The sequence below is a fragment of the Leifsonia sp. GW821-FHT13C05 genome (assembly GCF_058806515.1).
The window spans coordinates 289,595-304,539 of record NZ_JBXAPT010000003.1 but is presented as its reverse complement, the minus strand read 5'-3'; the positions used below and the strand labels follow the sequence as shown (position 1 = coordinate 304,539).

13 protein-coding genes are annotated in these 14,945 nt (G+C 69.8%); 6 read left to right on the top strand and 7 right to left on the bottom strand.

Going from position 1 to position 14,945, the window contains the following annotated elements; translation table 11 throughout:
* Positions 1-5: 5 nt before the first annotated feature.
* Positions 6-713, top strand: a complete 708-nt coding sequence (locus AC1ROC_RS11785; RefSeq protein WP_085369974.1) for a YceI family protein — start codon at positions 6-8, stop codon at positions 711-713.
* Here AC1ROC_RS11785 and AC1ROC_RS11780 read toward each other — a convergent pair.
* Positions 694-1,569 (bottom strand): ADP-dependent NAD(P)H-hydrate dehydratase, encoded by an 876-nt coding sequence (locus AC1ROC_RS11780; protein ID WP_168690784.1) that lies wholly within the window; start codon positions 1,567-1,569, stop codon positions 694-696. The two genes, AC1ROC_RS11785 and AC1ROC_RS11780, sit on opposite strands and share 20 nt — an antisense overlap.
* A gap of 72 nt (positions 1,570-1,641) precedes the next feature.
* Between AC1ROC_RS11780 and AC1ROC_RS11775 the strand changes: the two genes are divergently transcribed.
* Positions 1,642-2,259 carry an HAD family hydrolase gene (locus AC1ROC_RS11775; RefSeq protein WP_085369973.1) on the top strand — a complete coding sequence of 206 codons (618 nt, stop codon included), beginning with the start codon at positions 1,642-1,644 and terminating at the stop codon, positions 2,257-2,259.
* 7 nt (positions 2,260-2,266) lie between these two features.
* Positions 2,267-3,352 (top strand): NADH:flavin oxidoreductase/NADH oxidase, encoded by a 1,086-nt coding sequence (locus tag AC1ROC_RS11770; protein WP_493000307.1) that lies wholly within the window; start codon positions 2,267-2,269, stop codon positions 3,350-3,352.
* A 65-nt stretch (positions 3,353-3,417) separates the two neighbouring features.
* Here the strand turns inward: AC1ROC_RS11770 and AC1ROC_RS11765 are convergent, their stop codons facing one another.
* The 5 genes from AC1ROC_RS11765 to AC1ROC_RS11745 form a co-directional block, all read right to left on the bottom strand.
* A complete protein-coding gene (locus AC1ROC_RS11765; RefSeq protein WP_493000305.1) occupies positions 3,418-4,185 on the bottom strand; it encodes a dienelactone hydrolase family protein in 768 nt (255 codons plus the stop codon).
* A gap of 148 nt (positions 4,186-4,333) precedes the next feature.
* Positions 4,334-5,197, bottom strand: a complete 864-nt coding sequence (locus tag AC1ROC_RS11760; protein WP_493000303.1) for a hypothetical protein — start codon at positions 5,195-5,197, stop codon at positions 4,334-4,336.
* A 30-nt stretch (positions 5,198-5,227) separates the two neighbouring features.
* Positions 5,228-5,605 (bottom strand): VOC family protein, encoded by a 378-nt coding sequence (locus tag AC1ROC_RS11755; RefSeq protein WP_085369969.1) that lies wholly within the window; start codon positions 5,603-5,605, stop codon positions 5,228-5,230.
* Between the two features lie 81 nt (positions 5,606-5,686).
* Positions 5,687-6,724: a hemolysin family protein gene (locus AC1ROC_RS11750; protein WP_085369968.1), complete on the bottom strand. Its 1,038-nt coding sequence runs from the start codon at positions 6,722-6,724 to the stop codon at positions 5,687-5,689.
* The gene (locus AC1ROC_RS11745) at positions 6,717-8,027 is read right to left on the bottom strand and encodes a hemolysin family protein (RefSeq protein WP_168690782.1); all 1,311 of its coding nucleotides are present in this window, start codon (positions 8,025-8,027) and stop codon (positions 6,717-6,719) included. Before AC1ROC_RS11745 ends, AC1ROC_RS11750 begins: the two co-directional genes overlap by 8 nt.
* Before the next feature lie 272 nt (positions 8,028-8,299).
* Between AC1ROC_RS11745 and AC1ROC_RS11740 the strand changes: the two genes are divergently transcribed.
* On the top strand, positions 8,300-8,665 hold the full coding sequence (locus AC1ROC_RS11740) for a hypothetical protein (protein WP_493000300.1): 366 nt from the start codon (positions 8,300-8,302) through the stop codon (positions 8,663-8,665).
* 1 nt (position 8,666) lies between these two features.
* On the opposite strand, the gene guaB1 is transcribed toward AC1ROC_RS11740, so the two are convergent.
* Positions 8,667-10,106, bottom strand: a complete 1,440-nt coding sequence (gene guaB1 / locus AC1ROC_RS11735) for a GMP reductase (RefSeq protein ID WP_085369965.1) — start codon at positions 10,104-10,106, stop codon at positions 8,667-8,669.
* A 136-nt stretch (positions 10,107-10,242) separates the two neighbouring features.
* Between guaB1 and AC1ROC_RS11730 the strand changes: the two genes are divergently transcribed.
* Both AC1ROC_RS11730 and AC1ROC_RS11725 read left to right on the top strand, forming a co-directional pair.
* On the top strand, positions 10,243-14,082 hold the full coding sequence (locus AC1ROC_RS11730) for a multifunctional oxoglutarate decarboxylase/oxoglutarate dehydrogenase thiamine pyrophosphate-binding subunit/dihydrolipoyllysine-residue succinyltransferase subunit (RefSeq protein ID WP_493000298.1): 3,840 nt from the start codon (positions 10,243-10,245) through the stop codon (positions 14,080-14,082).
* Between the two features lie 84 nt (positions 14,083-14,166).
* On the top strand, positions 14,167-14,934 hold the full coding sequence (locus AC1ROC_RS11725; protein ID WP_493000296.1) for a VOC family protein: 768 nt from the start codon (positions 14,167-14,169) through the stop codon (positions 14,932-14,934).
* Positions 14,935-14,945 lie beyond the last annotated feature (11 nt).

Genomic DNA, 14,945 nt, shown 5'->3' with positions numbered 1-14,945 from the left:
ATGACATGTCACCTTTACGGACCTCGTCGAAAGTCTGGATCGGCGTCGCAGCCGGAGTGCTCGTGCTCGGGGTGGCAGCGGCCATCGCCGGCCCGTACGTCTACCGCGACCTGATCTCCGCGCCTCCCGCCGCCGTCCCGACCATCTCGCTCACGCCGGACCCGGATGCGAAGACCACCATCGACACCTCCGACCTGAGCGGCGCGTGGACGGTTGGCGACGGGTCGTTCGCCGGGTACCGCGTGAAGGAGGTGCTCAACGGCGTCGACGTCACCGTCACCGGGCGCACGGAGAAGGTCACGGGCGACCTCACGGTCGACGGCCTCACGCTGACCGCGGCGACCGTGACCGTGGATGTGGCGAGCATCGCCACCGACGAGCCGGCCCGCGACAGCTACTTCCGCTCGACGGCGCTGCAGACGGACAGGTATCCGACCGCCACCTTCACGCTCACCCAGCCGGTGACCGCAGACGGCGCACCGAAAGCCGGTGCCGTCCAGACGCTGAAGGCGACGGGCGACCTCACCATGCACGGCGTGACCAAGACGGTGACGGCGGACCTCCAGGTGGCCCTGAACGGCAACGGCGGCACGCTGACGGGCAGCATCCCCGTCACGTTCTCCGACTACGGGGTGGATGCGCCGAGCCTCGGCTTCGTGACGGTGGAGAAGACCGGTTCCGTCGAGTTCCTGCTCACCGTGAAGAAGGGCTGACGCCTCCGTCGTCCAGGAGCTCCCTGACCGCATCCGGGAGCGCCTCGGCGATGTCGAGCGCGACGATCGGGCCACCCCTCGACGCAGCCGTGCCAGCTCTGCCGTGCAGGTATGCGGCGGTCGCCGCCAGGGCGGCCACCGTGGATGCGGGCGCCTGGGCGATCTCGTCGGCGTGCGTCGCCACGAGGGCGCCGAGCACCCCGCCCAGCACGTCGCCGCTGCCGGCCGTTGCGAGCCACGCCGGTCCGGCGGTGACGGCGTAGCGCGCGCCGTCCGGCCCGGCGACGTAGGTGGTGTGGCCTTTCAGCAGCACGGTGACACCGAGGCTCTCACTCGCCCGCACGGCCCAGCCGGCCGGGTCGGCTGCGATGTCGTCCGCCGTGACGGCATCGGAGTCGTCGTCGGCCGCGCCGGCGAGCACCCCGGCGAGTTCGCGGTAGTGCGGGGTGATGACGACGGGGCCGGTGGCGCGGTGGACGAGGTCGAGCGCACCGGCGTCGATCACGACGGGAGCGCCGTCGGCGAGCGCCGCCTCGAGGCGGTGGGCGTCGTCGGCCGGGCGCTGGGACGCATCCATCCCCGAACCGATCAGCCAGGCCTGCACCCTGCCGGGAGCCGTGACAGCCTCCGGCCGCCTGCGCAGCACCTCGGCGGCAGCGCCCTTCGCGCCGAGGTAGCGGATCATCCCGAGCCCGGTGCGCGCTGCGGCCTCGACGCCGAGGACGGCTGCTCCGGGGTACAGGTCGGAACCGGTGACGACGCCGAGCACGCCGCGCGTGTACTTGTCGCTGGCCTCGCCGGGCACCGCGATCCAGGGCTCGCTCTCCACAGCTCCCCAGTTCTGCCAGTTGTCCACCGTTCCTCCGTTCGCCGCCGACCGTTCGCTCACTCCACGATAGGTTCAAGAGGAAGGAAAGAGGTCGGTTCTATGGGTATCAGCATCCCGGGCAAGGTCATCGTGTTCGACTACGGCGAGGTCATCTCCACATCGCCGTCCGAGGCGGACAGGGAGCAGCTGGCCGGTCTGGCCGGCGGGGACTCCGAGGTGTTCTGGCCGGCGTACTGGCGGCATCGTGACGCGCTCGACCAGGGCACGCTGAGCATCCAGCAATACTGGCGCGGCATCGAGAGGGAGCTGGGCGAGCAGTGGGGGGATGCAAAGATCCACCGGCTGTGGCTGGCCGACTTCCGCAGCTGGCTGAGCATCGACCACGACACCCTGGACGTGCTGGTCGACCTGCACGAGGGCGGCACGCGGATGGCGCTGCTGTCGAACGCGGGCAGGGACTTCGGCTCGTACTTCCGGCACGGCACCCTCGGCGACCTGTTCGAGCAGGTGTTCGTCAGCGGTGAGCTCGGCACCATCAAGCCGAGTGCGGAGATCTTCGAGCACGTCATGCGCGAACTGGGCATCACCCCGGCCGAGATGGTCTTCATCGACAACAAAGAGGTCAACGTGCGCGGTGCGGAAGACCTCGGCATCGCCGGTCATGTGTTCACAACGGGTTCCGACCTGCGGGCATATCTCGAAGCGCTGGCGGCTTAGAACCAGCATGGCAACACTTTTCGACCCATTGACCCTGCGCGACGTCACGGTCCGCAACCGCATCTGGACCTCGCCGATGTGTCAGTACTCTGTGCTCGACGAATCGGGCATCCCGCAGACCTGGCACCTCGTGCACCTCGGCTCCTTCGCCACCGGAGGAAGCGGGCTCGTCTTCACCGAGGCCACCGCGGTGAACGCCGAGGGACGCATCTCGCCGCGCGACACCGGCATCTGGACCGACGAGCAGCGCGACGCGTGGAAGCCGATCGCCGCGTTCATCGCCTCGCAGGGCGCCGTGCCGGGCATGCAGCTCGCTCACGCCGGCCGCAAGGCGTCGAGCTGGCCCGCGTGGGGCTACGAAGATCGCACCGGCAGCGTCCCGACGTCCGAGGGCGGCTGGCGCACCGTCGCCCCGTCCCCCGTCGCGTTCGGGGACATGGACACCCCGGCCGAGCTCCTCCCCTCCGGCATCGACAAGATCGTCGACGACTTCCGCTCAGCGGCCCGCCGCGCCGTCGACGCCGGATTCGAAGTGCTCGAAGTGCACGCTGCCCACGGCTACCTGCTGCACCAGTTCCTCTCCCCCATCGCCAACAAGCGCACAGACGAATACGGCGGAAGCCTGGAGAACCGCGCGCGGTTGCTCCTGCGCATCGTCGAGGCCGTGCGCGCCGAGGTCGGCGACGGCGTTCCCCTGTTCGTCCGGTTCTCCGGCAGCGACTGGACCCCCGGCGGCTGGGACGAGCAGCAGACCGCGACGGTCGCCGGCTGGGCCCAGGATGCGGGAGCCGACTTCTTCGACATCTCGAGCGGCGGCATCCAGAGCGGCATCCGCATCCCTCTGGAGCCCGGCTACCAGGTGCCGTTCGCCGAGCACGTGCGGTCGTCCGCAGAGGTGGAGGTGAGTGCCGTCGGCCTCATCACCACACCGGAGCAGGCGGCCGAGATCGTGGAGAGCGGCAGGGCGGACGCCGTCATGCTGGCGCGCGAACTGCTCCGAGACCCGCACTTCCCGCTCCGCGCCGCGCACGAGCTGGGCTACGAGGTGGACTTCTGGCCGCCGCAGTACCTGCGCGCCCGCTGGCGCCGGTAGCTCTGGCGCACGACTGAGCACGGCGGCGGCGCATCCCACCCGGGGTGCGCCGCCGCCGCGTCAGCTCACTTCAGGTGCCGGACGAAGAACCGGGCAGCGTCCTCGCCGGCGTGCGCCGGGACGCCCCGGTGTCCGCCCAGGTTGGCCTGCAGCGTCTTCTCGGCGGAGCCGAACGCGTCGAACAGGTCGAGGGCGAGCTGCCGGTCGTTGCCTTCGTCGTCCCACTGCAGCAGCACGTGCAGCGGGATCGTGATGCGACGGGCCTCGTCGAACATCGATAACGGCACGTAGCTGCCGGCGAAGAACCCGGCAGCCGCGATGCGCGGTTCGACGAGAGCCAGCCGCATGGCGATGGCGATCACGCCGCCGGAGATCGCGACGGGGCCGCCGATCTCCGGGAGCGCGAGAAGCGCATCCAGTGTCGTCTGCCATTCGGGGACGGCAGCCTCCGCCAGCGGGAGGACCAGCCTGTCGACGATCCCGTCGACAGGCTCCCCCGCCGCCAGTGCCGCGTGCAGGTCGGCCCTGGCCTGCTCGGCCTCCGCCGTGCGCGGGCGGTCCCCGCTGCCCGGCAGCTCGATGGTGGCCGTTGCGATGCCGCTCGCGGCGGCGCTCCTGGCCCGTCCGAGCAGCCGCTGGTACATCATCCCGAGCCCGCCGGGATGCCCGAGCAGGATCAGCGGTGCCGGTGTGGATGCGTCGGCGGACGGCGGCGTCCAGAGGATGCCGGGAATGTCGCCGATGGTGAATTCGCGTTCGAGGATCTCGTCCGCGGTGCCGTCGTCAAGACGGTGGTGTGTTGTGCGGTGATGTGTTGTGAAGGGGAGGTTCATGGTCGTGCCTTTCGGGAGTGCTCAGCTGATGGCGCTCCCGGGCGACCTACCGCCCGACCGTGACCCCAGGAAGGAGCACCCACGTCGATTCGTTCACGGGTACCACCTCCTCTGTCCGTCGTCCGGTCCTCGCACACCCTAGCAGTGGCTAGCCGTCGAGCGCGATGACCGCGTGCACGACGGGTGCGTGGCGCCGGGCGTCTGCGTCGTCCCATCGGCCGAGCAGGTGCAGCGTCGCCATCCGGAACACCAGCGCGCGCAGCAGCAGCTGCCGCCACCGGCCGATGCCGAAGTCCTCCGCCAGCCGCTCCACCGGATGCGCATGCCAGCACACGGCGTCGGCCACGGCCACCGCGGCGGAGAACCCCGCCGGCCGCCAGTACGGCGCCCAGTCGATCACCGCGGGAGGGCGCCCCGGCGCGAACAGCACGTTGCCCAGCAAGTCGGCGTGGATGACCTGGCTCGGTGCATCCACGCCGCGGTACTCGGCGGCGAGCGCCGCCAGCAGCGGGTCGGCAGCCAGCAGCGCCGCGTCGCGGTCCGGCTCGCCCCACGCCAGCCGGTCTGCGCGCGCCCAAGCATGCTCCGCCCGCGCGATGAAACCCGGCTCCGGATGCCCCGCCAGCGCCTCCTGGAACGCCAGGCCGGCGCGCACGACGTCCCCCACCCTCGTCGGGTCCGCCGCGCCGGGCACCCACCGCAGCGCCTCCCAGCCGTCGCGGATCCACTCGCCTGCGTCGTCGCGGAGCGGGGTGGGCGCGGTGAATGCCGACGACTCCGGCAGGCGCGACAGCACCTCCGACTTCCACGTCGTCTCCTCGCGCGCCTCCGCAGGGCGCAGCACGACCTCGTCGGCACGCCAGGTCAGGCCGCGGCCGCCGGGGAGCAGCACGGGCGCGCCCGACGCGCCGAACGCGCGCAGCACCTCCCGGGCAGGCGGGAGCGCCGCATCCACCCGGTGCGGCTGCCCGACGGCGTCGTCCGCCGACGCGTGCACCTCAGCGGGATGCACGCGCGCGGTCTGCCGTCGTACCCGGGTAGCTCAGGAGCGCTGCGAGATGCAGAGGATGTTCCCTTCGCTGTCCGTGAACCACGCCGCCCGCTCTTCCGCGTTCGTCGCGATCCCGTTCTCCGTCTTCAATCCGGGGAAATCGTAGTCCTCGAAGACCACGCCGCGCCCGCGCAGGTGCTCGACCGCCGCGTCGATGTCGTCGACCATCCAGCCCATCGCGGTGTTCTGCGCTGTTCCGGCGTTCTCGGTCTCGTAGACCTGGATCTTGGCATCCGTCCCCGTGCCGTAGACGGCACTTCCTTCGCCCGTCCGTTCCGGTTCGAGCTCGAGCTTGTCGCGGTACCAGTCCACGGCTCGCTGCAGGTTCGAAGCTGGAAGGACGGAGTACGTCACCGACGACTCCAACATGAGTGTTCCTCTCTTCCGCTCCCGAGCGTCACGCTACTCGCCCGACTCACCGGGAAGGAACTGGAACAGCGGTTCTAGGCGTCAGGACCGGCGGGTCGCATCCTGCACCTCGCCGACCAGCTCCTCGATGATGTCCTCCAGGAACAGCACGCCGACCGTCCGGCCCTCCGCGTCGACCACGCGCGCCAGGTGGCTGCCGGAGCGACGCATGGTCGCCAGGGCGTCCTCGAGGTCGCTCTCCGCGAACACCGTCACCAGTCTCCGGATGCGCTTGGCCGGCACGGGGAGCTCGAACCCGGTCTCCTCCAGGTCCAGCACATCCTTGAGATGCAGGTAGCCCGTCGGCTCTCCGGACTCGTCGAGCACGACGTAGCGAGAGAAGCCGTTCTTCGACACGGCCTTCTCCACGTCGGCTGGGGTCGGCTGCGCCGGGAGCGAGACCAGCTTGTCGAGGCCGAGCGCGACCTCGTTGACCTTCTTCTCCGTGAACTCGAACGCCGCGGTGAGCGCCCCTGTCCTGTCGGTGAGCACGCCCTCCCTGGTCGAGCGGTTGACGATGCTCGCCACCTCTTCGAGCGTGAACGTGCTCGCCGCCTCGTCCTTCGGCTCCACCCCGAACAGGCGCAGCACGCTGTTCGCCGTGGCGTTCAGCGCCACGATGATCGGCCGCACCACGCGTCCGACGGCGACCAGCGGCGGTGCGAGCAGCAGCGCGGCCTTGTCCGGCATCGAGAACGAGATGTTCTTCGGCACCATCTCGCCGAACACCACGTGCAGGAACGACACGAGCACGAGCGTCACGATGAACGCGACGGTGCCGATGACGTCGTCCGACCATCCTGTCGCGTGCAACGGCACCTCGAGCAGGTGGTGGATCGCCGGCTCCGAGACGTTCAGGATGAGCAGCGAGCACACGGTGATGCCGAGCTGCGTGGTCGCGAGCATGAGCGTCGCGTGCTCCATCGCGTACAGCGCCGTCTTCGCGCTCCGCTTGCCCCGTTCGGCCAGCGGCTCGATCTGCGACCGCCGTGCGGAGATGACGGCGAACTCGGCGGCGACGAAGAAGGCGTTGACCACCAGCAGCACCACCAGCCAGGCGATTCCGGCCCAATCACTCATGGCCGTTCACCTCCTCGCCGGGAAGCACGGGATCCGGGGTGTACCGGATGCGGTCCACCCTGCGCCCTTCGAGTCGCTCGACCCGCAGGGTGCCTCCGTCGATCTGCACCTCGTCGCCCACCTTCGGCAGCCGGCCGAGCTCGTTCATCACGAATCCGGCGACCGTCTCGTACGGACCGTCCTCCGGCACGGTGACGCCTGCCCGTTCGAGCAGCTCGTCCGGCCGAAGGATGCCGGGGAAGGTCAGGGAGTCGCGGCCGCGGACGACGCCCGCCCTGGTGCGGTCGTGCTCGTCCGCCACCTCGCCGACGATCTCCTCCACCAGGTCTTCGAGCGTCGCGATGCCGGAGGTTCCCCCGTACTCGTCCACGACGACCGCCATCTGGTATCCCCGTCCGCGCAGCTCGCCGAGCAGCGTGTCGAGGTTCATCGTCTCCGGCACGCGCAGCGCGTCCGTCTGCAGCGCAGACACCGGCACGCGGGCTCGCCGCGGCCGCGGGACGGCGACGGCCTGCTTCACGTGCACGAACCCGACCACGTCGTCGATGTCGTCGTCGACGACGGGGAACCGCGAGTACCCGGTCGACCGCGCGAGATCGAGCACGGCCTGCGCCGGCTCGCTGCGCTGCACGGTCGCGATGCGCGGCCGCGGGGTCATCACGTCGGACGCCGTGTGGTTCGAGAACGCCAGCGTGCGGCTGAGCAGCGTGGCGGTGTCCTCTTCGAGCACACCGGCGCTGGCCGACCTGCGCACGAGCGACGACAGTTCCTCGGCCGTGCGCGCGCCGGACAGCTCCTCCTTCGGCTCGATGCCGAGCATCCGGAGTATGCCGTTGGCCGTGCCGTTGAGGACGACGATGAACGGCCGGAAGATCGCGGTGAACACCGTCTGGAACGGGATGACGAGCTTGGCCGTCGCGAGCGGGAGCGCGAGGGCGAAGTTCTTGGGGACGAGCTCGCCGAGGATCATCGACAGCAGGGTCGCCACGACGATCGCAACGGTGGTCGCGATCGGCCCGACCGCCCCCTCCGGGATGCCCACGGACGTCAGCGGCCCGTTCAGCAGCGAGCTGATGGCCGGTTCCATCGTGTAACCGGTGAGCAGCGTCGTCAGGGTGATGCCGAGCTGTGCACTCGACAGGTGCGTCGACGTGATCTTCAACGCGGCGATGGTCATCGTGAGCCGGGACTCCCCACGCTCACGCCGCGCTTCGAGGTCGCCGCGGTCGAGGTTGACCAGCGCGAACTCGCTCGCGACGAAGAGACCGGTGCCGACGGTCAGCAGCAGACCGACGCCGAGCATGATCCACTCATAGAGCACGGCGGTCACCCCGCTCGGGCCTCAGGCCGCGGGTGGGCGGCGAGATCGTGGAACTCGCCGGGGCGAATGGGCTATCAGAAGGAGGGTCGTCCATTTCCCGCTCAGTATACCGGCGCGGTTTCCGGGAAAAGGGTGTGTGCCGCAGCGGATTCGTGGCCGCTCCCAGCGCATCCGTAATCGGTTCATAGCGAACCGAGAACGTCCGGCGGCACACTCGCACAGACAGCCGAGCACGATGGCGGAAGGACGCGACGATGACCACCAGCCCCGAGTACGCACCACCCACCGGGCAGCCGTGGCAGCCTGCAGCCCCGGCTCAGCCCCAGCAGCCGCCGTATCCGCCGGTCGCGGCGACACCCGCATCCGGTGGATACGTGCTGCATCGCTGGCCGCGCTGGGCTCAGAACACCGCGGTGATCGTCGGAGCGGTCGCCGTGCTGGTCGTCGTGTTCTTCGCGGGGTTCTTCACCGCGCACGCGACGGACGGCGGTCACCCGGGCATCGGGAACCGGCAGGAGTTCCAGCCGCGCCAGTTCGGCAACGGGTTCGGCCAGAACGGCGGACCGTCACAGAACGGCGGACCGTCGCAGAACGGCGGCCAGACCCAGAACGGCGGATGACCTACCAGGAGACCGGCAGCGCCTTGCCCTCCTCGTAGCCGGCGGCCGACTGGATGCCCACCAGCGCGCGCTCGTGGAACTCCGGCACCGAGCGCGCGCCCGCGTACGTGAACGAGCTGCGCACGCCCGTCGTGATCATGTCGAGCAGGTCTTCGACGGACGGGCGCTGCGGGTCGAGGTAGATGCGCGAGCTGGAGATGCCCTCCGCGAAGAGGGTCTTCCTGGCCAGCTCGTACGCGTCGAGTCGCTCGAAGCGGCCCTTGACCGCCTTGGTGCTCGCCATGCCCCAGCTCTCCTTGAAGAGCTGGCCGTTCGCATCCCGGTCGAGGAGGCCCGGCGCCTCGATGGTCCCGGCGAACCAGGAGCCGATCATCACGGACGCCCCTCCGGCGGCGAGCGCGAGGGCGACGTCGCGCGGGTAGCGCACTCCGCCGTCCGCCCAGACGTGGGCGCCGAGCTCGCGGGCGGCCTCCGAGGTCTCCAGCACCGCGGAGAACTGCGGACGGCCGACGGCGGTCATCATGCGGGTGGTGCACATCGCGCCGGGTCCGACGCCGACCTTGAGGATGTCGGCGCCGGCGGAGACGAGGTCGCGGACGGCCTGCTCGGTGACCACATTCCCCGCCACGATCGGCAGGCCGAGCCCGAGGCCCTTGACCGTGTGGATGGCGCGACGCATCCCGTCCTGGTCGCCGTGCGCCGTGTCGATGACCAGCACGTCCACTCCGGCGGCCGCGAGCGCCTTCGCCTTGCTCGCGACGTCGCCGTTGATGCCGACGGCGGCCGCGACGCGGAGGCGGCCGTGCGCATCGAGAGCCGGCTGATAGATGGTGGAGCGCATCGCGCTCTTCTGGCTGAGGGTGCCGACGACGCGGCCGTGGTCGAGCACGGGGGCGAACTCGAGTCCGGCGGCGCTCATCACGTCGAAGGCGGCGCGGCCGTCCGGCAGGTCTTCTGCGTCGAGGGCGGTGAGGGCTCCGTGCAGGAGGTCGCCGAGGCGCGCATCCGGGAGGGCTGAGCCGAGCTGCGTCGCGGCGAGGCAGCCGAGGTACTTCCCGTCGGTGTCGTGGATGACGATGCCGTGGCCCTCGACAGCCGGCACGCGGCGGAGCGCGTCGGCGACCGTCTCCTCCGGAGACGCGGAGTACGGGGTGTCAAACGCGACGGGCTGCGCCTTGACCCAGCGGATCGCGTCGTCGAGGTCCTGCAGGTGCATGTCCTGCGGCAGCACCCCGAGACCGCCGCGGCGGGCGAGGGTCGCGGCAAGGCGTTTGCCGGTCACCGAGTTCATGTTGGCGGACACGATCGGGATGGTCGCCCCTGTGCCGTCGTTGGGCGCGAGCGACACGTCGAGGCGGCTCGTCACGTTGGATCTCGACGGCACGAGGAACACGTCGGAGTATGTGAGATCGTGGCGCGGGGTCGTTCCATAGAACTGCATGGGAATAACGGTATCCCTCACGGGCGAGCGCCCGCACCAGGCGCCGGAAGGGATTAGGCTTGATGACTGGATGGAAACGGGTGGTGACCGTGCTGCCTGGCAACAAAGAATCAATGGAGAGAGTGGGCGAGCGGCTGTGTCGAGCCAACTGACCGGAGTGGGAACCGACGACGGATCGTCGGGCGAATTCGGAGCCAATGAATGGCTCGTCGACGAACTGTACGAGCAGTTCGTCGTCGACAAGAATTCGGTCGACAAGTCCTGGTGGCCGATCCTCGAGAGCTACCAGCCGACCGTGAAGGACGACGGTCAGGCATCCACCCCCTCCCCCAGCGAGACCCCGGCCCCCACCCCGGCAGAGCCGACAGCGCCGTCCCCGACGGAGCCCCTGGCCCCCACGCCGGCGGAGCCGACAGCACCCACCCCTGCCGAGCCGTCGACGCCGGCAGGCGACGCACATCCCGTCACCGCGCCCATCCCGGTCATCGGCGCCCAGCCCGTCGCACGCACCACGTCGATCGCGCCGAAGCCGCAGCCCGTGCCGGCCGACGCCCCCGTCACCGCCCCGCAGACCGTCGTCTCCGGCGAGGACGGCGCGCCGGAGACGCAGGACAAGATCACCCCGCTCCGCGGCATGTCCAAGACGCTCGCCACCAACATGGATGCGTCGCTCACCGTGCCGACCGCCACCAGCGTCCGCACCATCCCGGCCAAGCTGATGATCGACAACCGCATCGTCATCAACAACCACCTGAAGCGCGCCCGCGGCGGCAAGGTCTCGTTCACGCACCTGATCGGCTGGGCGCTGATCCAGGCGCTCAAGGAGTTCCCGAGCCAGAACGTGTACTACGACGTGATCGACGGCAAGCCGTCGCTCGTCGCGCCTGCGCACGTCAACCTCGGCATCGCGATCGACCTCCCCAAGCCGGACGGCACCCGCGCCCTCCTCGTCCCGAGCATCAAGCGTGCGGACACGATGGGCTTCGGCGAGTACCTCGCCGCATACGAGGACCTGGTCAGCCGCGCCCGCAACAACAAGCTGGGCGCAGGCGACTTCGCGGGAACCACCATCTCGCTCACCAACCCGGGCGGCATCGGCACCGTGCACTCCGTGCCCCGCCTGATGAAGGGCCAGGGCGCCATCATCGGCGCCGGCGCCCTCGAATACCCTGCCGAGTTCCAGGGGTCGAGCGAGAAGACGCTCGCCGGGCTCGCCATCGGCAAGACCATCACGCTCACCAGCACGTACGACCACCGCGTCATCCAGGGTGCAGGCTCCGGCGAGTTCCTGAAGATCGTGCACGAGATGCTGATCGGCAAGCGCAGCTTCTACGAGGACATCTTCGCCGCGCTGCGCATCCCGTACGAGCCGATCCGCTGGGCGCCGGACATCAGCGTCGACCTCGCGAGCGCCGTCGACAAGACCGCCCGCGTGCAGGAGCTGATCAACGCGTTCCGCGTGCGCGGCCACCTGATGGCCGACATCGACCCGCTCGAGTACGTCCAGCGTTCGCACCCCGACCTCGACATCGCGAGCCACGGCCTCACCTTCTGGGACCTCGACCGCGAGTTCGTCACCGGCCAGTTCGGCGGGGACAAGCGCAAGATGCTGCTCCGCGACATCCTCGGCGTGCTGCGCGACTCGTACTGCCGCACGGTCGGCATCGAGTACATGCACATCCAGGACCCCGCCCAGCGCAAGTGGATCCAGGACAAGGTCGAGCGCGGCTACGAGAAGCCGTCGCACGACGAGCAGCTCCGCATCCTCGGCAAGCTGAACGAGGCCGAGGCGTTCGAGACCTTCCTGCAGACCAAGTACGTCGGCCAGAAGCGGTTCAGCCTCGAAGGCGGAGAGTCCACCATCGCCCTCCTGGATGCGATCCTCGAGGGTGCGGCGACCGAGAAGCTCGACGAGGTCGCGATCGCGATGGCCCACCGCGGCCGCCTCAACGTCCTCACCAACATCGCCGGCAAGACGTACGGTCAGATCTTCCGCGAGTTCGAGGGCACGCAGGACCCCCGCACGGTGCAGGGCTCCGGCGACGTCAAGTACCACCTCGGCACCGAGGGCACCTTCCGCGGGGCCGACGGCGAGGAGATCCCGGTCTACCTGGCCGCGAACCCGTCGCACCTCGAAGCCGTCGACGGCGTGCTGGAAGGCATCGTCCGCGCCAAGCAGGACCGCCGCCCGCCGAACACCTTCCTCACGCTGCCCGTGCTCATCCACGGTGACGCCGCGATGGCCGGCCAGGGCATCGTCGTCGAGACGCTGCAGATGTCGCAGCTGCGGGCATACCGCACCGGCGGCACGATCCACGTCAACATCAACAACCAGGTCGGCTTCACCACGCCGCCCACCGAGTCCCGCTCATCGGTGTACTCGACCGACGTGGCCAAGACCATCCAGGCGCCGATCTTCCACGTGAACGGCGACGACCCGGAGGCCGTCGTCCGCGTCGCCCAGCTGGCGTTCGAGTACCGCCAGGAGTTCAAGCGCGACGTGGTCATCGACCTCATCTGCTACCGCCGCCGCGGCCACAACGAGGGAGACGACCCCTCGATGACGCAGCCGCTCATGTACAACCTCATCGAGGCCAAGCGCTCCGTGCGCCGCCTGTACACCGAGGCCCTCGTCGGCCGCGGCGACATCACCGAGGAAGAGTACGAGCAGGCGCACCGCGACTTCCAGGAGCGCCTGGAGCGCGCCTTCATGGAGACGCACGCCGCGCAGACCAACTCGACGCCGGTGGTCACCGGCGACGGAGCGGTCGCCGACCTCGAACTGCCCGCCGCCCAGCAGGAGGACAACGTCGGGGAGCCGGAGACCACGGCCGTCAGCGAGCAGGTCATCCACCTCATCGGCGACGCGTTCAACAACCCGCCTGCCGGCTTCACCGTGCACCCGAAGCTGCAGCAGCTCCTCGCCAAGCGCGGAGAGATGAGCCGCAACGGAGGCATCGACTGGGGCTTCGGCGAGCTGCTCGCCCTCGGTTCGCTGCTGCTCGAGGGCACCCCGGTCCGCATGGCCGGCCAGGACACCCGGCGCGGCACCTTCGTGCAGCGTCACGCCGTGTTCCACGACCGCTCGAACGGCCAGGAGTGGCTGCCGCTGGCGAACCTCAGCGACAACCAGGCCAAGTTCTGGATCTACGACTCGCTGCTGAGCGAGTACGCGGCGATGGGCTTCGAGTATGGATACTCGGTCGAGCGACCGGATGCCCTCGTCCTGTGGGAGGCGCAGTTCGGCGACTTCGCCAACGGCGCCCAGACGATCATCGACGAGTTCGTGTCGTCGGCCGAGCAGAAGTGGGGCCAGCGCTCGTCGCTCGTCCTGCTGCTCCCGCACGGCTACGAGGGTCAGGGACCTGACCACTCCAGTGCGCGCATCGAGCGCTACCTGCAGCTGTGTGCGGAGAACAACATGACCGTCGCGCGTCCGTCGACGCCCGCGTCGTACTTCCACCTGCTGCGCCGTCAGGCGTACGCCCGCCCCCGCCGCCCGCTCGTCGTCTTCACCCCGAAGGCGATGCTGCGACTGCGCGGAGCATCCAGTGAGGTCGGCGACTTCACGCAGGGCAAGTTCGAGCCGGTCATCGACGACGCCAGGATCAGCGACAAGGGCGCCGTCAAGCGCGTGCTGCTGATGGCGGGCAAGCTCTACTACGACCTCGCCAACGAGCTGCAGAAGAACCCGAACCCGGAGATCGCCCTCGTGCGCGTCGAGCAGTACTACCCGCTCCCCGCCACCGAGCTGAAGGCCGTCGTCGACTCGTACCCGAACGCCGAACTGGTGTGGGTGCAGGACGAGCCGGAGAACCAGGGCGCCTGGCCGTACATGATCCTCGAGACCTCCAAGCTGGGCCCGCGCCCGCTCGGTGTCATCTCGCGGGCTGCGTCGGCTTCGCCCGCCGCCGGTTCGGCCAAGCGTCACGCGCAGGAGCAGAGCGTGCTGATCCAGCGCGCGCTCACGCTGTAACCGCATCCCGGTCCTGTCAGGGGCGTCTCGCGTCAGCGCGAGGCGCCCCTCGCCGTTTGCGGCGGCCGCGCGTATGGTGACGGCATGACTGTCGTGACGAAGCACCGCCTCGGGGAGCCATGCTGGGTCGACTATGCGAGCTCAGACGTTCCCCGGGCCACGGAGTTCTACACCGCCCTGTTCGGCTGGACGGCCGAGGAGGGCGGCGGGGAGTACGGCGGATACGTCATGTTCCGCCGCGACGGGCACGCCGTCGCCGGTCTCGGAGCCGTGATGGGCGACGCGCAGCCGAACTCCTGGCTCACCTACCTGCTCGTCGAGGACGTGGATGCGTCCGAGCGAGCGGCCGTCGACGCCGGGGCGGAGGTCTACTCCCCCGCGATGACGGTCGGCGACCAGGGCAGGATGGCCGTCATCGCCGACCCGGGCGGCGCCGTGGTCGGGCTCTGGGAGCCCGGAGCGCACCGCGGGTTCGAGCTGGTCGCGGAGATCGGCGGGCCGGCCTGGCACGAGCTGTACGCGCGCAGCTACGCGACGCAGGTCGACTTCTACACGAAGGTGTTCAACTGGCAGACGCAGGTGCTCGGCGACACCGCCGACTTCCGCTACTGCACGTTCGGCCCGGACGGGATGCCCGCGGGTGGCGTCTACGATGCGGACAAGATGCTTCCGGAGGGCGTGCCGTCGCACTGGGTGGTGTACTTCGGCGTGCAGAACGCCGAGGAGTCGTGCGCCCGCGTCGTCGAGCTGGGCGGGACCGTCATCCGCGACCCGTGGGACAGCGAGTTCGGACGGTTCGCGCAGGTCACCGACCCGCTGGGCGGGCTGTTCCTCCTGCACCAGGTGCGGTAGCGGGAGCTGCC